Source organism: Citrobacter sp. FDAARGOS_156 (assembly GCF_001559235.2).
In the GTDB taxonomy this organism is placed as follows: Bacteria; Pseudomonadota; Gammaproteobacteria; order Enterobacterales; family Enterobacteriaceae; genus Citrobacter; species Citrobacter youngae.
On record NZ_CP014030.2, the window covers coordinates 3,153,499 to 3,173,555 of the forward strand.

Below are 20,057 nucleotides of genomic sequence, written 5' to 3' on the forward strand. Positions count from 1 at the left end.
TTTCGCAGTGCCTGCTGGCAACGCCTTTGCGTCTTATCAAGCCAACAAACCAGCCAAGGGTTGAAAAGAGGTGTTATTTTTGAGTTGGCATATAGTACCTGGATTACATTGAATTACTACCGCCAGATGTTACAGGGGGTTATTCCGCCATCGCCTCCCGCCACAGCATTTCGACAACGCGCTGGGCCAGTAGCGCCTGTTCGCCTGCCGTCTGCGGAACCGTCTGATTTTGCACGCACTCAATAAAATGGCGTGCGCATCCGGCAAAACCACGCTGTTCCAGGGTGGTTTGCCAGCCTGCTACCGGCTTGTGCACTACGCCTTGCCCACGTTCCTCGCGCCATTCACGCATATCCGTAACGTCAATCAGGCCACCGTCCGTCACCGCCTGCACGCTCTCGCGTTGGCTACCAGCACGGCGGTGCATACTGGTGGTTATCTGTAGCTGATCGGCAGAAAAATGATGTTCAGCATAAAGCATTTCACCGATGTCATTTGTTAACAGCGTGCCGCCATTAAGTTGAACCTTTCCTCCTGCCAGCCACAGCGCGGTGTCTATCACGTGCAGATAATCATCCAGCAGCGTAAAACGCAGATCGTGCGGCCCGACGCTGTTCGTACGGTGCTTGTCCATACGGACTGACGCCGCATTGCCCAACTGCACCTTTAGATCCTGATACAGCGGCGCAAAGCGACGATTAAATCCAACCATTAGCGTCAGTTTTTTCCGCGCCGCCAGCTCCACCAGTTGTTCAGCTTCGCGCAGATTTTCTGCCAGCGGCTTGTCCACGCAAACATGAACGCCGGCATTCAGCAATTCACTCACTACGGCGTAGTGAGTGGCGGTACTGGAATGAACGAAAACGGCATCACAGGTTGCCGCTAAATTCTGTACGGAATCAACGTATGGCATTCGCCAGGTCTCACAAATACGCTGCGCTTTTTCCCGCGAGGGAGACCATGCGCCCTGCAGCGTCCAGTCCGCAGATGCGCCCAACACTGGCAACCATGCCTTTTGCGCGATGCCCCCTAACCCGACCACGCCAATACGCAATTTTCCCACGTTAGTCTCCCAGGTGTGCCAATAACGAATCGAGCCGCTGTTTCAACTCTGCCACTTCGGTTTCCAGCGCTTCAACACGCGCCTGCAAATCTCCAGACGCCGCCTGCGGTTCATCTGCCGCAGCGAGTGACTCATCAACCTCGCCACAAAACAGGTGCATATAACGACTTTCTCGTTTCCCAGGTTCACGCGCCAGGCGGACCACATAAGGGCCATCTTCCCGGGTAGCCAGTTTCTCCAGCGTCGACTCCACTTCCGCCATATCGCTGAACTCATACATTCGGGATGCGCGGCTACGTAATTCACCCGGTGTTTGAGCGCCACGGAGTAACAGCGTGGTGATCAATGCCACTTCACCCGCGCTAAGCTTAAGATTGCCAAACTCTGAATTACAGAACCGTTGTTCGTATTTGGTCACGCGATTACCAAAGCCGCTCACCGTACGCAGAAAATGCCTTTTTACCAGGTTATCAAGCTGATCCTGCACGTCGGCTTCCGATAGATTCATCACCGGTTCACGGTTGGTTTTTTGATTACACGCGGTCACCACACCATTCACGGAAAGGGGATATTGTTCCGGTGTAGTAACCTGCTTTTCTAATAAGCAGCCAATCACACGGGCTTCGGTGGCGGTTAATTCGTATTTCATCGTCTTCTCCATTATTCAGGCCGTGCGCCTGAAACTTAGCGACCGGGGGTCCATTCTGATGTAGTCAACGCCGTCAGCACATGATCGCGCCACTGTCCATCAATCAGCAGATAGTCTTTTGCATACCCTTCTTTCTCAAAGCCGAGTCGCGCCAGCAAATCGCCGCTACGCTTATTGTGTGGCATGTAGTTCGCCATAATGCGGTGAATATGTTGCGTCCGCTGCACATAACGAATAGCGGCGGTCAGGGCTTCGTACATCAGCCCCTGCCCTTGCCACTTCTGCGCAATGGAATAACCAAGATAACAGGCGTGGAAAGATCCGCGCACCACGTTCGAGAAGTTCGCAACGCCGATAATTTCTTTTTCGTCAGGATCGAGCAACGCGAAATACCAGGCTGTGCCTTGTTTATGGAATTCAGAGATCATGCTCAGACGCGCCTGCCAGCCAGAGGGGTAGCAGTGGCTTTCATCGCGGATAGGTTCCCAGGGCTTTAAGAAATGACGATTCTCTGCGTAATAATCTGCCAGACGCCAGGCATCACGCTCATGCACCAAACGCACGACCAGGCGGTCCGTGGTTAAGCGCACTTTTGGCACGTTACTGCGATAGCCAAACATTCTATACCTACTCCTTCCCGTAACGTCTTCAATACGCAATTCGCATTACTATACCTGTGCAAATACACCGTGTGAAAAGAGCAAAATGCCATTTTTTGAATTATTCACACATTTTGATGAAAACTCTCTATCAAGACTGACTTTTGATAAAAAAATATTGTCCCGCCAAGGGTGGGAAAAGCACAAACGACACCGCAGAATAGAAGGTGCTTATCTTTTAAACTCTCCACCGAGTGACGAGTTTTTTCCCTGGAGGGGAAATGTCGCAAGTCTCGCAGGCAAGGAACCTGGGTAAATATTTCCTGCTCATCGATAATATGCTGGTCGTGCTGGGTTTCTTTGTCGTTTTCCCACTGATCTCTATCCGTTTCGTCGACCAAATGGGCTGGGCCGCCGTGATGGTCGGTATCGCACTTGGATTGCGCCAATTTATCCAGCAAGGTCTGGGGATTTTTGGCGGCGCAATTGCTGACCGCTTTGGTGCCAAACCGATGATTGTGACCGGTATGCTGATGCGTGCCGCCGGGTTCGCCACGATGGGGATTGCACACGAACCCTGGCTATTGTGGTTCTCCTGTTTCCTCTCCGGTTTAGGTGGTACGTTATTCGACCCGCCCCGCTCGGCGCTGGTGGTCAAACTGATCCGCCCGGAAAAGCGCGGGCGTTTTTTTTCTATTCTGATGATGCAGGACAGTGCCGGTGCCGTGGTCGGCGCATTGCTCGGCAGTTGGCTGTTACAGTACGATTTCCGTCTGGTATGTGCCACCGGCGCAATTTTGTTCGTTCTGTGCGCGGCGTTTAACGCCTGGCTGCTCCCGGCATGGAAACTGTCGACGGTGAAAATTCCGGTGCGCGAAGGGATGAGCCACGTGATGCATGACAAGCGCTTTGTCACCTATGTGCTGACGCTGGCGGGCTATTACATGCTGGCGGTACAGGTGATGCTGATGCTGCCCATCATGGTGAACGACATCGCTGGCTCACCGGCCGCCGTGAAATGGATGTATGCCATCGAGGCATGTCTCTCTTTAACGCTGCTGTACCCGATTGCACGCTGGAGTGAAAAACGCTTTCGCCTTGAACATCGTCTGATGGCGGGTCTGCTGGTTATGTCTCTGAGCATGATGCCCATTGGCCTCGTCGGGAATTTGCAGCAGTTGTTCACCCTGATTTGCACCTTCTATATCGGTTCTATCATCGCCGAACCGGCGCGCGAGACGTTGAGCGCGTCGTTGGCAAATGCGCGCGCACGGGGCAGTTACATGGGCTTTAGCCGCCTCGGATTAGCCATCGGCGGTGCCATCGGTTATATCGGTGGCGGCTGGCTGTTTGACATGGGTAAAGCACTGTCACAGCCAGAACTCCCGTGGATGATGCTCGGCATTATCGGCTTTATCACCTTCCTCGCGCTGGGTTGGCAGTTTAGCCATAAACGCCCGTCACGCGGCATGCTGGAACCTGATGCCTGATAGCTGACCAGACGTCCCGGACTCAATTTCAGTTTTTTCTGCTGGTGCCCGGGCCGCTGGTGCTGGATGCTGCTTTGTGTCACGATTACGCCACAAGTATCATGTTGAGGAACCCCATGAAAAAGATTTTTTTTGCTGCTGCACTGATTGTCAGCGGCCTGTTGGTTGGTTGTAATCAACTCACACAATACACGGTTAGCGAGCAAGAGATTAATCAGGCACTGGCTAAGCATAACGACTTCTCGAAAGATATTGGTCTGCCTGGCGTTGCTGAAGCCCACATCGTACTGACCAATCTCGCCAGCCAGATTGGTCGCGAAGAACCGAATAAAGTGACTCTGACAGGCGACGCCAATCTGGATATGAATTCCCTTTTTGGTAGCCAGAAAGCGACCATGAAGTTGAAGTTAAAAGCATTGCCAGTCTTCAATAAAGAAAAAGGCGCGATTTATCTGCAAGAAATGGAAGTGGTCGATGCGACCGTCACACCAGAGAAAATGCAATCTGTACTGCAAACTCTGATGCCCTACTTAAATCAGTCGCTGCGGAATTACTTTAACCAGCAACCGGCCTACATTCTGCGTGAAGACAGCAGCAAAGGCGAAGCATTGGCGAAAAAACTGGCGAAAGGGATTGAGGTTAAACCGGGTGAAATCATTATCCCGTTCACCGATTAATAAACAACAGGGCGCTAATGCGCCCTTTTTTTTCGTGCAAACGAAAACGTTTCCGCTTATCCTTTGTTTCCGGCAAAAAAGACTATCCTCAGCCGGAGCATATTAATGACTGCACCATCCCAGGTTTTAAAGATCCGCCGCCCAGACGACTGGCACCTTCACCTTCGCGATGGCGACATGTTGAAAACTGTCGTGCCTTATACCAGTGAAACTTATGGTCGCGCGATCGTTATGCCAAACCTCGCTCCGCCGGTCACGACAGTTGATGCGGCCATTGCGTACCGTCAGCGCATTCTGGACGCTGTACCCGCCGGACATAGCTTTACTCCGTTAATGACCTGCTACTTAACGGACACGCTGGATCCTAATGAACTTGAGCGTGGATTCAATGAAGGCGTCTTCACCGCCGCGAAACTTTATCCCGCTAATGCAACAACCAACTCGACACAGGGTGTAACCTCGGTCGATGCCATTATGCCGGTACTGGAGCGCATGGAAAAATTGGGGATGCCACTGTTGGTGCACGGTGAAGTGACGCACGCTGATATCGACATTTTCGATCGCGAAGCACGTTTCATCGAAACGGTGATGGATCCCTTACGTCAGCGTTTAACCGCGCTAAAAGTGGTGTTTGAACATATCACGACCAAAGATGCCGCCGAATACGTGCGCGATGGTAACGAGCTTCTTGCAGCAACCATCACACCGCAGCATTTAATGTTTAACCGCAACCATATGCTGGTCGGTGGAATTCGTCCGCATCTGTACTGCCTGCCAATACTCAAACGTAACGTTCACCAGCAGGCGCTGCGTGAACTGGTTGCCAGCGGATTCAGTCGTGCATTCCTGGGTACCGACTCCGCACCGCATGCGCGTCATCGTAAAGAGTCCAGTTGCGGCTGTGCGGGCTGCTTTAATGCGCCAACCGCGCTGGGCAGCTATGCCACTGTGTTCGAAGAGATGAACGCCCTGGACCATTTCGAAGCCTTCTGCTCACTCAATGGCCCACAGTTCTATGGTTTGCCGGTGAATGAGACCTTTATTGAGCTGGAACGCGTGGAGCACCTGGTCCCGGAGAACATTGCGTTGGAAAACGATACGTTGGTGCCTTTCCTTGGCGGTGAAACGGTACGCTGGTCAGTAAAACGCTAAAAAAGTGTAGCCTCCTGTTGTCAACTGGCGCAGTTAACTGTATAAATAACCAGTATAAACAACAGGGGGCTATTATGCATATTGAAGTCACTATTGCCAAAACTTCACCTTTACCAGCCGGTGCTATCGACGCGCTGGCAGATGAACTCTCCCGCCGTATTCATCATCATTTTCCGGATAACGAAGGTAACGTTACCGTTCGTTATGCCGGTACCAACAACTTGTCGGTTATTGGCGCAACAAAAGAGGACAAAGAACGCATCAGCGAAATCCTACAGGAAACCTGGGAAAGCGCGGATGACTGGTTCATCAACGAATAAAAAATGATATGCAGTGATGTTTGTTTGCCGGGTCGCCCCGGCTTTTTTATGCGTGCATCCTTTAAATCAATCTTGCATTCACCACGCTAGCAGATAATTTATATTAAACACATTGATTATCTTTTAATCAAAACACCAAAATAATTGCACAACATGCTAAAAAAAAATGAATGACATGTTGTTTTATTAATCATATAACACTGAAAACAAAAAATTTATGCGCCGCCCTCTTTAAATTTTCAATGAATACCCTTATTTATTGATATACTGAAGTTGCTTCAGAAAAAAACGCATTGAACCTCGAAAACCGTTGTCTAGTAACACGAATTAGGGGGCATGATGGAAAAGAATAATGAAGTCATTCAGACTCATCCGCTTGTAGGATGGGACATCAGCACTGTTGATAGCTACGATGCGCTGATGCTGCGTTTGCACTACCAGACCCCGAATCGTCCGGACCCGGATGGGACTGAGGTCGGTCAAACGCTCTGGTTAACCACTGATGTTGCCAGGCAATTTATTTCGATATTAGAAGCCGGAATCGCTAAAATTGAATCTGGCGATTACCAGGTAAATGAGTATCAGCGACATTAAACCTGATACATCACACCATCAAAAGGCACCTTCATGGTGCCTTTCTTATTTGCAGGTTGAATATTCCGGGTCAGTTATTTACTCTGCTATACCTGTCATACTTCAAGTTGCATATGCGTTGGCTTTATTACTCGGCCCATCCCTGGGATTCGCTGCGTCGCCGCGTGATTCGGCCTTACGGCCTCACCCCTTCGGGGGCGCTGTTCAAAACGGCCCGGGCGTTTGGTCCTGCAACTCGAATTATTTAAGGTATACTATCGCGATTGCAGAGAGAAGCGGATGAAATACGACTTAATCATTATTGGCAGCGGTTCCGTGGGCGCCGCAGCCGGATACTACGCCACTCGCGCCGGTCTCAACGTTCTGATGATCGATGCGCATATGCCACCGCATCAACAGGGCAGCCACCACGGCGATACACGATTAATTCGTCATGCGTATGGCGAAGGTGAAAAATACGTTCCGCTGGTGCTACGTGCGCAAACATTGTGGGATGAACTTTCCGCACAAAATGAAGAGCCTGTTTTTGTTCGCTCTGGCGTTATCAACCTGGGTCCTGCAGATTCGACCTTTTTAGCGACCGTGGCGCAAAGTGCCAAACAGTGGCAACTCAATGTCGAACAGCTGGATGCAGCAGCCATCATGACTCGCTGGCCAGAAATTCGCGTGCCTGAAAACTATATCGGGCTGTTTGAAGCCGAATCCGGTTTTTTGCGCAGTGAGCTAGCCATTAAAACCTGGATTCGCCTGGCTGAAGAGGCAGGTTGTGCGCAGTTGTTTAAATGCCCCGTCACGGCAATTCATCACCACGATGATGGCGTAACGGTTGCAACAGCCGATGGTGACTACCACGCGAAAAAAGTTGTCGTCAGCGCCGGCACCTGGGTCAAGGCATTATTGCCTGAACTGCCGATACAGCCGGTGCGTAAGGTATTCGCATGGTATCAGGCTGACGGGCGCTACAGTGTCAAAAACAAATTCCCGGCATTTACCGGCGAACTGCCTAATGGCGATCAATACTACGGTTTTCCGGCTGAAAATGACGAGTTAAAAATTGGCAGGCATAACGGCGGACAGGTCATTCATTCACCTGAAGAACGTAAACCGTTTGCCGCTGTCACCAGCGATGGTTCGGAAGCCTTCCCATTCCTGCGCGCTATTTTGCCTGGCATCGGCTGTTGTCTGCATGGTGCATCCTGTACTTACGATAACTCGCCAGATGAAGACTTCATTATCGATACGCTGCCAGACCATGACAACACGCTGGTGATTACCGGACTCAGCGGACACGGTTTTAAGTTTGCTTCCGTACTGGGCGAAATTGCGGCTGAGTTTGCCCAAGGTAAACCGTCAGCCTTTGACCTGACGCCATTCAGGCTGTCCCGTTTTAAGCGATAATTGATCAATGGCCTCGTTGGTGAGGCCATTTTAAATGACAGGAATAACATTGATGCGCCGCATCTTTAACTATCTGGTTAATAATATTCGCGAGCATTTCATGCTCTACATTATTTTATGGTCGCTGCTGGCGATTATGGACGTCATATATATTATGTTCTTCTAATCTATATGCGCTGACATTAATTGACAAAAACTGATAATTTCTTAATTTCATTGCAATAAACTGAATAACATAATCTTCATCCTTCCTTGTTTTCAAGCCCTTCTCAATGGCCACTCACACTAACGATTTGATGATTGCGCCTTTAATCAATCAATTTTATTGAAATAAAAACAAATATCATCACCATTGTTATTTATTAGTTGCATTAATGTCTTTTACGCGCCATTTTCATTCACTTCTGAAATATCTAACGGTGTATTTATGCAATTCAATAATAGTCCACAGCGCTATGGCGTGGTGTCTGCCGCATTACACTGGCTGGTCGCTATTGCCGTCTATGGCATGTTTGCTCTGGGTTTATGGATGGTAACACTCAGTTATTACGATGGTTGGTATCACCAGGCGCCTGAACTGCATAAAAGTATCGGTGTGTTGCTGATGATGGGACTGGTTGTCCGCATTGTCTGGCGGGTTGTTTCCCCTCCCCCTGCCGCACTGAAAAGCTATTCCCGTTTAACCCGTATTGCGGCGGCATTGGGCCACCTCACGCTGTATACCCTGCTTTTTTCTATTGGCATCAGCGGCTATCTGATCTCTACCGCAGACGGTAAAGCAATAAGCGTATTTGGTTGGTTCGATGTTCCCGCCACGTTTGCCAACGCAGGCGTGCAAGCTGACATCGCCGGTAGCGTGCACCTGTGGCTCGCGTGGGCCGTGGTGGTTTTATCACTTCTGCATGGGTTAATGGCCCTGAAACATCACTTTATCGATAACGACGATACCCTTAATCGCATGTTGGGAAAATCGTCATCTGACTATGGAGCTTAAAATGAAAAAAAACCTGCTGGGACTCACACTCGCCTCTTTATTATTCACGACCGGCTCTGCTATCGCAGCGGATTACAAAATTGACAAAGAGGGACAGCATGCCTTTGTTAATTTCCGCATTCAGCATCTGGGATACAGCTGGCTGTACGGCACATTTAAAGACTTCGACGGCACATTTACCTTTGACGAGAAAAATCCGGCTGCCGATAAAGTCAATGTCACCATCAACACCAACAGCGTTGATACCAATCATGCCGAACGTGACAAACACCTGCGTAGTGCAGAATTCCTCAATGTGAGCAAGTTCCCGCAGGCCACCTTTACGTCCACCAGCGTGAAGAAAGAGGGCAACGATTTAGATATCACCGGTAACCTGACCCTGAACGGCGTCACCAAACCGGTAACACTGGATGCAAAGTTGATGGGTCAAGGGGGCGATCCATGGGGTGGCACACGCGCCGGTTTTGAAGCTCAAGGGAAAATAAAGCTGAAGGATTTCAACATTACCACCGATCTCGGTCCCGCTTCGCAGGAAGTCGAATTAATTATCTCGGTGGAAGGCGTACAGCAGAAATAACATCCTATTGATGCCGGATGAGGCTTTTGCCGCCATCCGGCATCGTGTTATTGCGCAGGATCGGGAATACCGAGCTTAGTATTTAAACGACCACGCGATTTATTAAAGATCTTATTGCCATTCTCACGTCCCGCGCGACGGCGGCGCTGCTCTTCTTCCGGCAGTTCGCTCTCTTCACAACACAGTTCACTACAGCAGCCTTTATACTTTTGCGCACAGGCTGGACATTGTATAAACAGCAGATGGCAGCCATCGTTTTTGCAATTGGTATGGCTGTCACATGCGGTACCGCACTGGTGACAATGCGAAATCACATCGTCAGAGATCCTCTCTCCCATGCGTTCATCGAAAACAAAATTTTTGCCGATAAAACGCACAGGCAGCCCCTGCTCACGCGCTTTGCGGGCATACTCAATAATGCCGCCCTCAATGTGCCAGACTTTGCTAAACCCGTTATGTTTCATCCAGGCACTGGCTTTCTCACAACGAATCCCCCCGGTACAATACATAACGATTTTTTTATCCTTATGCTCCTGCATCATTTCTACCGCTTTCGGCAGCTGATCGCGGAAGGTGTCTGCCGGGATCTCCAGCGCGTTTTCGAAGTGACCCACTTCATATTCATAGTGGTTGCGCATATCAATAAACACCGCATCCGGATCGTCCAGCATGGCATTCACTTCAGCTGCCTTCAGATAATCACCCACGTTGCTGGCGTCAAAATCAGGATCATCAATGCCATCCGCAACAATTCGCTCACGGACCTTCATGCGCAGAACCCAGAAAGATTTGCCGTCATCATCTAATGCAATATTGAGACGCAACCCGGATAATGCAGGATCAAATGCGTATAACTGTTGGCGAAACGCATCAACGTTACTTTGCGGTACACTGATTTGTGCGTTAATGCCTTCCCGTGCAAGATATACGCGGCCAAACACATTCAGTGTAGTGAACAGTTGATACAGTGCATCACGCGTTTGCTGAGGATCAGCGATGGTGAAATATTTATAGAATGAAATCGTCGTGCGCGGCTCAGATTCCGCCAGCATTTTAGCTTTGAGCGCGTCATTCGAAATGCGGTTGTGTAACACTGGCATGGTGTACGTATCCTGCAATCAGTAAAAATGAAAATCGGCCGGCATGATAAAGCAAACTTCGCCAATTTACATCCACACATTTTACGCTACATTTCATACTTCACGATAAAAATGCAACAACAATTGATGATTTAATCACCACTCTCCCGTCGTAAATTTTAGATACGCGCAAAAAAATGCGACAATACAGGGAATTGGTCGTTAGAAGACAGGATAGACATGACGAATTTACCCAAGTTTTCGGCTGCGCTACTGCATCCGCGTTATTGGTTAACCTGGCTGGGTATTGGCATCCTTTGGTTAATCGTACAGTTACCCTACCCAGTGCTCTATAAATTGGGATGCGCATTAGGCCGTCTGGCATTACGCTTGATGAAACGTCGGGCAAAGATTGTTTCCCGCAATCTGGAACTGTGCTTCCCGCAAATGAGCGAGCAGGAACGCCAGCAGATGATGGTAAAAAACTTTGAGTCTGTCGGTATGGGCGTAATGGAAACCGGCATGGCCTGGTTTTGGTCCGACAGGCGAATATCACGCTGGACTGAAGTTATCGGAATGGAGCATATCCGGGACGTTCAGGCACAAAAGCGTGGGATCCTGTTAGTTGGTCTGCACTTTTTGACCCTCGAGTTGGGTGCACGCCAGTTTGGCTTACAAGAGCCGGGAATTGGTGTGTATCGTCCTAACGACAATCCTCTGCTCGACTGGCTACAAACCTGGGGGCGTATGCGCTCCAATAAATCAATGCTCGATCGTAAAGACCTGAAAGGGATGATTAAAGCGTTGAAGAAAGGTGAAGTGGTCTGGTACGCGCCGGATCACGACTATGGCCCTCGCGCCAGTGTATTTGTGCCTTTGTTCGCCGTTGAACAGGCTGCGACGACGTCCGGAACCTGGATGCTGTCCCGAATGTCGAATGCCTGCCTGGTGCCATTTGTTCCCCGTCGCAAACCTGACGGCAAGGGGTATCAATTGATCATGCTGCCACCGGAGTGTTCACCACCGCTGGACAATGCTGAAACAACGGCGGCCTGGATGAATAAAATCGTTGAAAAATGCATTATGATGGCCCCCGAGCAATACATGTGGTTACATCGCCGCTTCAAGACACGCCCTGAAGGCTCCCCGTCTCTGTACTGAGTCTTTGTTGCAGTCCTGTGGGCTGCAACACCTTCTCTCCCCTTTTAGGTTTAACTGCTATCCGCATTGCAGCAACTATCAACCAGGCGCATAATTAGCCTGCTTATTTATATTTACTCGATAGCGCAAACAGCGCATCACACTGCGGATCGCTATGTCACCCTCTGATGTCTCCATAAACTGGAAACGCAACCTTACCGTTGCCTGGCTGGGCTGTTTTTTAACCGGCGCAGCATTTAGCCTGGTCATGCCATTTTTACCCCTTTACGTCGAGAGTCTTGGCGTGACGGGTCACAGTGCCCTGAATATGTGGTCAGGGCTGGTATTCAGTATCACCTTCCTGTTTTCAGCGATTGCCTCACCTTTCTGGGGCGGACTGGCCGATCGTAAAGGCCGGAAAATCATGCTCTTACGCTCGGCGCTGGGCATGGCCATCGTCATGCTGCTGATGGGGCTGGCGCAAAATATCTGGCAATTCTTGATCCTGCGCGCCCTGCTGGGTTTGCTCGGTGGATTTATTCCTAATGCCAACGCACTGATCGCAACCCAGGTGCCACGCAATAAAAGCGGCTGGGCGTTGGGGACACTTTCCACCGGCGGCGTTAGCGGTGCTTTACTTGGGCCACTGGCGGGCGGGTTACTCGCCGATCAGTATGGTCTGCGCCCTGTATTTTTCATCACAGCCCTGGTGCTGTTGATCTGTTTTATTCTGACTCTCTTTTTTATCCGTGAACGCTTCCAGCCAGTGAGCAAGAAAGAGATGCTGCACGTTCGCGAAGTCGTGACGTCGTTAAAGAATCCAAAGCTGGTGCTGAGCTTGTTTGTCACTACCCTGATAATTCAGGTTGCAACCGGCTCCATTGCGCCAATCCTGACGCTGTATGTACGGGAGCTTGCAGGTAATGTCAGCAATATCGCGTTTATCAGTGGGATGATTGCCTCTGTACCCGGTGTTGCGGCCTTAATCAGTGCACCAAAGCTCGGCAAATTGGGTGACAGGATTGGTCCGGAGAAGATCCTGATCGTTGCATTGGTTGTCTCCGTACTGCTGCTGATCCCAATGTCATTCGTCCAGACGCCCTGGCAGCTAGGCGTGCTGCGCTTTTTACTGGGTGCCGCTGATGGCGCATTGCTGCCTGCCGTACAGACCTTGCTGGTGTATAACTCAACCAACCAAATCGCCGGGCGTATCTTTAGCTACAACCAGTCGTTTCGTGATATAGGCAACGTTACTGGGCCGTTAATGGGGGCTGCTATATCGGCAAATTATGGCTTCCGTGCCGTCTTCTGCGTCACCGCTGGTGTTGTGTTATTCAACGCAATCTACTCATGGAACAGTCTGCGCCGCCGCCGGGGATCTCAGGTCCTGGGATGATTTTGTGTATTCATTCTCAACGGTCCCCCTAACATATCAATTGGCTTAATATGGGGGATACGCAGAGTGAACTCAATAACGCTTAATATTATTCTAGCTGTTATAGTAAACCACTTTATTTCTCCCTGAGTTTTTCGCATCATACAGCGCAGCATCGGCATATGATACGACTTTGTCAGCAGAATAATCATCAGATTTACTACAATATACACCGATGCTGATTGTCATTTTCTCTTTCAGGCCATATATATTGGGCTCCGCTGTTTCAGTCTCAACATTTTTTCTTATTCTTTCCGCAACAAACATTGCTTCAGCTTTATCTTTACATTTAATCAGGAGCCCAAACTCTTCCCCACCAATTCTCGCAAAAATGTCTGAGTCCCTGATCGATTTATTGACAATATCAACAATGCTCTTTATAACGTGATCGCCTTCCTGATGGCCATAAGAATCATTGATGCGTTTGAATTTATCTATATCCAGTATCATTATACAAACAGCACCTTTTACTAAAGATGATTTTAGTGCCTTATAGAATAATTTCCGGTTATATATCTTAGTCATCGCATCTTTTATTGCTGAATCCGCCTCTCTCTTAAGAATAATGAACGTGTTGTACATTAATATAGATATGATACTTAAGGTGCTGATAACTTCGATTCCCCTACTGACATACCAAATATACATACTATATTCATCCAGACTCAACAGCAGAACATTCGTCAGGATTGCAGAGCAACACAGTAACGCGATGCTTTTCCATAAGATACCATGCATTTTTGTTTTCACTGACAGATACAACAAAACCATTCCCCATGCAATAATCAGTGAATATATGTAGCCAATATGCCAGTGCACCGTTTTATTGTCAGTTTTGTGACTGGTAATTTCAATCGTAACATCAGCGTTATAACTTGATAAGTTATGCGAAAGGAATGCAATTGCCAGCATAATCAACAATGCTATAATTATGTAGCATGGTTCTCTTTCTTTAGTCTCAATAACTGTAGAAGCCGCTTTATAATCTTTCAATGATACAAAAAGTAATGCGATAAAACTAACTTGCCTAAAATAATAGAAGATAGCGATATCATTTGTGCGTTTTTCTATCAAAACGCTATCATTAATTAAATCCTGAACGATATATATAGTTTCTATAAGATAGATATTATTACTAAGGAATGCCATTCCTAATATCATCAGGTATGTTAGATCTTTCCTGCAAAGGTATTGAAAAAGCATAAAAAGAAAAACAATGCCGTACAGAAAAAATAACCCAACGATGATTATTAAATATGTTGTTTGAGGTACACTCTGCACTTCTAACTGATACTGAGAAAGACACACACCAGCAATAAAATAGCTGACTAAGCAAGTAATGTAAAAGTTCATCAACCTGCTATTGTTTGAATTACTATTATCCATAACAGCCCTGGCAAGAATCCTATTTTGCATTTTATATATTAAGCCATTACCTTTTGCAAATTAATAATTTATCATTCTTTCAATAATGACAATCTTATTTATAACGCATGTTATTATTCATTGAATGTTATGGATGTTTTCTTATACTTTGTTATACATTAACATATTTATCACATATATAATGATTAACAATATCATTTATGGATATCTAACTTAAACAAATATCGATACTTTAAGACGTAATACTCACGCGCGTCACTTTTTGCCTTACTCTTTAATTTCAATTAGTTATAATAAAAACCTTATATAAATTATATTGTTTCATCCGCTATAAAGTATGGCTTGCAGTCTATTCAATCACCCCCTTTAAACTATGACATCCTCACTCATGGTGCTCCTGCATAACCGCTTGAGTTTAATACACTCCAACCGATTCTTAAAAACTTAAGGTTTGCTGTTCATGAAACGTATTGGCGGTAGGGTTCCCCCGTGTTTTTGTTGTTCCAGGAAGCACCACAACCGAGTGGTTATGGTAAGAAACACTCGATGCTTCAAGCCGTTGCATACCTGAAACTTCGCGATAAACGAATGCTTTGACAGTTCTCACCACACCACCTATATCTTTTTATTAAGCCAATCACCCATGCGATCAGGATGCGAATATGAATGCCTTGTACCCCACCCTTGAAGAAGCCATTGATGCAGCACGTGAAGAGTTTCTGGCTGATAATCCAGGTCTTGAATCTGACGAAGCCAGCGTCCAGCAGCTGAACGTACAAAAGTACGTGCTACAGGATGGCGATATCATGTGGCAAGCTGAGTTTTTTGCCGACGAAGATGATGGCGAAGGCGAATGTTTACCCATGCTGAGCGGTGAAGCGGCACAAAGCGTTTTTGATGGTGACTATGATGAGATTGATATTCGCCAGGAGTGGCAGGAGGAAAATACGCTCCACGAATGGGATGAGGGTGAATTTCAACTGGAGCCTCCCCTTGACACAGAGGAAGGCCAGACCGCAGCCGATGAATGGGATGAACGATAGTTACTCGTAAGGCCCATGGTGTATATCGAGCGGTAATAGCAACGTATCAAACACCAGCGAAAACGGCAGATCCAGGATGGTGACGTAACGCCACGCAGAGTCCCGGACATCCCATTGCACGCCTGGATAGTATTGATTTCCGTGTCCTTGTCCGGGGATCGTCCGGCTAATAATGCTGCCGCATCCGCTCAGAAGAAAGACCATCATTCCCACAGCCAGTATTCGCACTGGATACCTCATGACTTTTATATTCAGTATAAAAAAATACCGGCTCCAGGCCGGTATTTTTACGTTTCACACGCTTATTTTTTCCTGAGTGCCAGTGGGTTCAGGGAGATCCCCTGATAATAATTAACCCATGAAGAATACTTATCTGGTGAATTCCAGACGCGATAATGTAAACGCGCCATGGTCACCGGATCGCTCAACAGAACCAGGCGACGATCGCGATTCAGTTTCTCCGGCGTTTCATTCAGCGCCTGCTCGACATGGCGATCACGTGCGATTTCAAGCACGTTACTCGCACGATGGCGCGCGGTAGCCATTGCCGTTGCCAGCGCGTTAAACGACGGGTTAAACACAGCGTGCATGAAACCATCATCCAGCGAACGATTACGGTTCAACTCCAGATAGTTATCCGTGTCCACCAGCACCTTCGGCGGAGAATACTCTTCCGGGATCAGGAACAGTTTCCAGCGTTTGGTACGTAACCCAACCGTTGAACGACTGGAAATGACGGAAACAAACGGCGACAGGATTAGTGAAAAGACAATCGGAGCCAGCCAGAACAGGAAACGCAGATCCAGCCAGGCCATCCCTACTGCCCACACCAGGCCCAACAACAGCTGAGATCCGTGGCGCATAAACGCCTCGCCCCACGGAGTGGAGTCGTCATCGCGTTGCGGCGAATTCCACACCACTTCCCATCCGAGGAAGGCACTCACCACGAAAACGGTATGGAACAGCATACGCACCGGCGCCAGCAGCACGGAGAACAGAACCTCCAGCAGCAGCGACAACGTGACGCGAATAAATCCACCGTACTCTTTCGTGCCTTTGCACCAGATAAGCAAAATACTCAGCAGCTTCGGCAGGAACAACAGCACCATCGTTGAGGCAAACAACGCGATAGCCAGCTCAGGGCGCCACTGCGGCCAGACCGGGAACAGCTGACGTGGTTGCAGGAAGTACTGCGGTTCCGTCAACGCATGGACCACCTGTAATGCGGTCGACAACGCGAGGAACATGAACCACAACGGTGCTGACAGATAGGACATCACACCGGTCAGGAACACCGCGCGATGAACCGGGTGCATCCCTTTAACCAGGAACAGACGGAAGTTCATCAGGTTACCGTGGCACCAGCGACGGTCACGCTTGAGCTCATCCAGCAGGTTCGGTGGCAGCTCTTCATATGAACCCGGCAGATCGTAGGCAATCCACACGCCCCAGCCCGCACGACGCATCAATGCCGCTTCCACGAAGTCATGGGAGAGGATCGATCCCGCAAATGAGCCTTCGCCCGGCAGCGGTGCAAGCGCACAGTGTTCAATGAACGGTTTCACACGAATAATCGCGTTATGACCCCAGTAGTGCGACTCACCCAACTGCCAGAAGTGAAGTCCGGCGGTAAACAGCGGGCCATAAACGCGGGTAGCAAACTGCTGGCAGCGCGCGTACAGGGTGTCCATACCAGACGCTTTCGGCGAAGACTGGATAATCCCGGCATTCGGGTTCGCTTCCATCAGGCGTACCAGACCGGTCAGACAGTCTCCGCTCATCACGGAATCAGCGTCCAGCACCACCATATAGCTGTACTGGTTGCCCCAGCGACGGCAGAAGTCATCAATGTTACCGCTTTTACGCTTCACACGACGACGACGACGACGGTAGAAAATCTGTCCTTCGCCCTGCACTTCGGCAATCAGCTCCATCCACGCCTTTTGTTCCGCAACGCAGATATCAGGATTGTAGCTGTCACTCAGAATGTAAACATCGAAATGCTCCGCATTCCCCGTGGCTTTAACCGACTCCCACGTAGCGCGCAAGCCCGCGAATACGCGGTCAACGTCCTCGTTACAGATAGGCATGATTAGCGCAGTGCGGTGCTCGGGATTCAGCGGCTCATCCCCTACCGTTGAGGCAGAGATACTGTACTTGTCACGCCCAATCAGCAACTGCAGGAAGCCCATCAGCGCGGTCCAGAAACCGGCTGATACCCAACAAAAAAGCACGGCAAACAGAATGAGGATACCGGTCTGCAGCACATAAGGCAGCAACTGCATAAAGGAAACCCACAGGTTCTGCCCCATCATATCTGCTGGATTAATGAACGCCCATCCCTGATAAGGAAGGATCGTCTTCATATACCAGGTCGCTACGACCGTTTGCGCCAGCGTTAAGATCAACAGCGTATAACGGCGGATCGTGCCGACGGTACGCCATTTCTGCTCACTTTCTTGTTCTTCTTTCGTCAAACGAGAAAGATAACGCGGTGTGACATCGCGCCCACGCAGGCGATCCCAAAAACGGCCAACCGGGTTAGTACGCCAGGGATCGGGAAACATTGAAGTACGTGTCGCTTTCGGCATTGCCTGCAGCTGGTCACGCCCTTCATCATCCTTTATCAACTGATCTTTGGCCAGAGAGTCTGGCCAGGTTTGCTCAAGGCGAGCTTTTACAGAACCCTGCGGTGAATCATCTTCGCGCGAGTAAGTACGGTGCTCGGCATCCAGCGCCTGATGAACGGCACGGATGTCAGTTTTCGGCAGTGCCGCTTTTTCGATATCCGAAAGCGGCATTGCGTCAATATACTCAGTTGTCTTATTCATTGGCAGGTAACTGGTAGCTCCAGGTTTCACTCAACGGCTGATCGGCATTGGCCAACGCAGCACGCATTTCAGTGGTTTTCTTCGCATCTTTCACTTTCACGCGCAGCATCAAGCGCCACCCTTTCGTAACCGGGTTATAACGCACGGTGCTTTCCACGATTTCACCGTTGTCGCCAATACTGGTTTGCGCGGTAATCGGGGTGTCCTGCGGCAGCTTTTTCATCTCGGTGCCGGTGAAATCCACCACAAACGCGATAGTGCCGTCAGGCTGACGAATGAGATTAGATTGTTTGACATCACCTGTGGAACGGCGAGTCTGCTGCACCCAGGCATTTTCTGGCGCATGAAGCTTATCTTCATCGCGCGTAAACGTCAGGGTGTACTTAAAGTTCATCTCTTTACCTGCTTCCGGCAGTTGATCCGGTGTCCAGTAGGCAACGATGTTATCGTTTGTTTCGTCGTTAGTGGGGATCTCAACTAATTCAATTTTGCCTTTACCCCAGTCGCCTTTTGGCGTGATCCAGGCACTTGGGCGCAGGTCATAACGGTCGTCGATATCTTCGAAACGGGAGAACTGACGTCCACGTTGCAACAGGCCGAATCCTTGCGGGTTTTCCATCGCAAAGCTGCTCACCGCGAGATGTTTCGGGTTATTCAGCGGACGCCAAATCCACTCGCCGTTACCAGCATGGATAGACAATCCGTTTGAGTCGTGCAGTTCCGGACGATAATTTGTCGTCGGAGATGGCTGGTTCGGTCCGAACAGGAACATACTGGTTAACGGAGCTACGCCCAGCTTGCCCACTTTATCGCGCAGATAGACTTTGGACTGAACATCCACAACCGTGTCACGGCCTGGAATAATCACAAAGCGATACGCCCCGGTTGCACGCGGGGAGTCCAGCAGGGCATAAATGGTTAAACGTTTGTCAGTCGGTTTTGGACGTTCGATCCAAAACTCACGGAAGCGGGGAAACTCTTCACCAGAAGGCAGTGCGGTATCTATCGCGAGACCGCGCGCAGACAGACCATAGACCTGGCCTGCGCCAAGTACGCGGAAATAGCTGGCGCCGAGCATGCTGACGATTTCATCGTTTTTGTCTTTGCTGTTGAGCGGATACAGTACCTTAAACCCGGCGAAACCGAGATCTTTTACCGTGTCTTTATCGTGCTGCACATCGCCAAAATTAAAATAATCCGGGCTGTATTTGATTTTTTTCACCGCAGTTGCGGTAACTTCGTTGATCTTGACCGGCGTGTCGAAGTACATACCCTGGTGGTAGAATTCGAGCTTAAATGGGGTCTTAAGATTGCTCCAGTATGCTTTGTCGCGATTAAACTGGATCTGCTGATAATCCGCATATTTCATGTCGCGGAAAACGGAGGGCAAGTTACTTTTTGGCGCCTCGTAGCCTTTATCGGCTAAAGATTGAGCTTGCTTTGCAACATCATCAATACTGAACGCCCAGCTCGATGATGTATACAGCGTTAACATTACTGCTGCACCCAACCAACGCATTTTCATCATTTGTAGTTTATGTTTCATAATTAGTAAGCACTTCCCCCTTTGTGTGCTTATATTGATCCGATCCATTTTAATGGATAATCGGGTATTCCGACAACTGAATCC

At 49.1% G+C, this 20,057-nt stretch carries 20 protein-coding genes; 12 read left to right on the forward strand and 8 right to left on the reverse strand.

Going from position 1 to position 20,057, the window contains the following annotated elements:
- Positions 1-139: 139 nt before the first annotated feature.
- The 3 genes from AL515_RS15540 to rimJ are packed head-to-tail and all read right to left on the reverse strand — an operon-like array spanning position 140 to position 2,332.
- Positions 140-1,063, reverse strand: a complete 924-nt coding sequence (locus AL515_RS15540; RefSeq protein ID WP_061068125.1) for a Gfo/Idh/MocA family protein — start codon at positions 1,061-1,063, stop codon at positions 140-142.
- Position 1,064: 1 nt separating this feature from the next.
- Positions 1,065-1,712, reverse strand: coding sequence for a YceH family protein (locus AL515_RS15545; protein WP_048211222.1), 648 nt, complete (start codon positions 1,710-1,712; stop codon positions 1,065-1,067).
- Positions 1,713-1,747: 35 nt separating this feature from the next.
- Complete coding sequence (gene rimJ / locus AL515_RS15550; RefSeq protein WP_005129064.1) at positions 1,748-2,332, reverse strand: ribosomal protein S5-alanine N-acetyltransferase; 585 nt, start codon at positions 2,330-2,332, stop codon at positions 1,748-1,750.
- Between the two features lie 260 nt (positions 2,333-2,592).
- On the opposite strand from rimJ, the gene mdtH reads away from it, so the two are divergent.
- From mdtH to AL515_RS15595, 9 genes are all read left to right on the forward strand, one after another.
- The gene (mdtH, locus tag AL515_RS15555) at positions 2,593-3,801 is read left to right on the forward strand and encodes a multidrug efflux MFS transporter MdtH (RefSeq protein ID WP_061068126.1); all 1,209 of its coding nucleotides are present in this window, start codon (positions 2,593-2,595) and stop codon (positions 3,799-3,801) included.
- 116 nt (positions 3,802-3,917) lie between these two features.
- A complete protein-coding gene (locus AL515_RS15560) occupies positions 3,918-4,478 on the forward strand; it encodes a lipoprotein (RefSeq protein WP_061068127.1) in 561 nt (186 codons plus the stop codon).
- A 105-nt stretch (positions 4,479-4,583) separates the two neighbouring features.
- On the forward strand, positions 4,584-5,630 hold the full coding sequence (gene pyrC / locus AL515_RS15565; RefSeq protein ID WP_061068128.1) for a dihydroorotase: 1,047 nt from the start codon (positions 4,584-4,586) through the stop codon (positions 5,628-5,630).
- A gap of 74 nt (positions 5,631-5,704) precedes the next feature.
- Complete coding sequence (gene dinI, locus AL515_RS15570; RefSeq protein ID WP_061068129.1) at positions 5,705-5,950, forward strand: DNA damage-inducible protein I; 246 nt, start codon at positions 5,705-5,707, stop codon at positions 5,948-5,950.
- A gap of 339 nt (positions 5,951-6,289) precedes the next feature.
- Positions 6,290-6,544, forward strand: a complete 255-nt coding sequence (gene bssS / locus AL515_RS15575; RefSeq protein WP_003036154.1) for a biofilm formation regulator BssS — start codon at positions 6,290-6,292, stop codon at positions 6,542-6,544.
- A gap of 279 nt (positions 6,545-6,823) precedes the next feature.
- Complete coding sequence (gene solA, locus AL515_RS15580) at positions 6,824-7,942, forward strand: N-methyl-L-tryptophan oxidase (protein ID WP_061068130.1); 1,119 nt, start codon at positions 6,824-6,826, stop codon at positions 7,940-7,942.
- A gap of 52 nt (positions 7,943-7,994) precedes the next feature.
- Positions 7,995-8,108, forward strand: coding sequence for a YceO family protein (locus tag AL515_RS15585; RefSeq protein WP_071887361.1), 114 nt, complete (start codon positions 7,995-7,997; stop codon positions 8,106-8,108).
- 261 nt (positions 8,109-8,369) lie between these two features.
- On the forward strand, positions 8,370-8,936 hold the full coding sequence (locus AL515_RS15590; protein WP_005129081.1) for a cytochrome b: 567 nt from the start codon (positions 8,370-8,372) through the stop codon (positions 8,934-8,936).
- Position 8,937: 1 nt separating this feature from the next.
- Positions 8,938-9,513, forward strand: coding sequence for a YceI family protein (locus AL515_RS15595; RefSeq protein ID WP_061068131.1), 576 nt, complete (start codon positions 8,938-8,940; stop codon positions 9,511-9,513).
- Positions 9,514-9,560: 47 nt separating this feature from the next.
- Here the strand turns inward: AL515_RS15595 and trhO are convergent, their stop codons facing one another.
- Entirely contained in the window at positions 9,561-10,613 is a 1,053-nt protein-coding gene (trhO, locus tag AL515_RS15600) for an oxygen-dependent tRNA uridine(34) hydroxylase TrhO (RefSeq protein WP_040230660.1), read from the reverse strand.
- Positions 10,614-10,832: 219 nt separating this feature from the next.
- Between trhO and AL515_RS15605 the strand changes: the two genes are divergently transcribed.
- Together AL515_RS15605 and mdtG are read left to right on the forward strand one after the other, a co-directional pair.
- On the forward strand, positions 10,833-11,753 hold the full coding sequence (locus tag AL515_RS15605; protein ID WP_005129093.1) for a Kdo(2)-lipid IV(A) acyltransferase: 921 nt from the start codon (positions 10,833-10,835) through the stop codon (positions 11,751-11,753).
- 154 nt (positions 11,754-11,907) lie between these two features.
- The gene (gene mdtG, locus AL515_RS15610; RefSeq protein WP_061068132.1) at positions 11,908-13,128 is read left to right on the forward strand and encodes a multidrug efflux MFS transporter MdtG; all 1,221 of its coding nucleotides are present in this window, start codon (positions 11,908-11,910) and stop codon (positions 13,126-13,128) included.
- A gap of 93 nt (positions 13,129-13,221) precedes the next feature.
- Here the strand turns inward: mdtG and AL515_RS15615 are convergent, their stop codons facing one another.
- Positions 13,222-14,553: a sensor domain-containing diguanylate cyclase gene (locus AL515_RS15615; protein ID WP_061068835.1), complete on the reverse strand. Its 1,332-nt coding sequence runs from the start codon at positions 14,551-14,553 to the stop codon at positions 13,222-13,224.
- Positions 14,554-15,215: 662 nt separating this feature from the next.
- On the opposite strand from AL515_RS15615, the gene AL515_RS15620 reads away from it, so the two are divergent.
- Positions 15,216-15,596, forward strand: coding sequence for a MysB family protein (locus tag AL515_RS15620; protein WP_061068133.1), 381 nt, complete (start codon positions 15,216-15,218; stop codon positions 15,594-15,596).
- Here AL515_RS15620 and AL515_RS15625 read toward each other — a convergent pair whose 3' ends face one another.
- The 3 genes from AL515_RS15625 to mdoG form a co-directional block, all read right to left on the reverse strand.
- Entirely contained in the window at positions 15,597-15,836 is a 240-nt protein-coding gene (locus AL515_RS15625) for a YceK/YidQ family lipoprotein (protein WP_202927478.1), read from the reverse strand.
- A 62-nt stretch (positions 15,837-15,898) separates the two neighbouring features.
- Entirely contained in the window at positions 15,899-18,427 is a 2,529-nt protein-coding gene (mdoH, locus tag AL515_RS15630) for a glucans biosynthesis glucosyltransferase MdoH (protein ID WP_048211213.1), read from the reverse strand.
- Positions 18,420-19,955 (reverse strand): glucans biosynthesis protein MdoG, encoded by a 1,536-nt coding sequence (gene mdoG, locus AL515_RS15635; RefSeq protein ID WP_086523802.1) that lies wholly within the window; start codon positions 19,953-19,955, stop codon positions 18,420-18,422. The genes mdoH and mdoG overlap by 8 nt, the downstream gene beginning before the upstream one ends.
- Between the last annotated feature and the right edge of the window lie 102 nt (positions 19,956-20,057).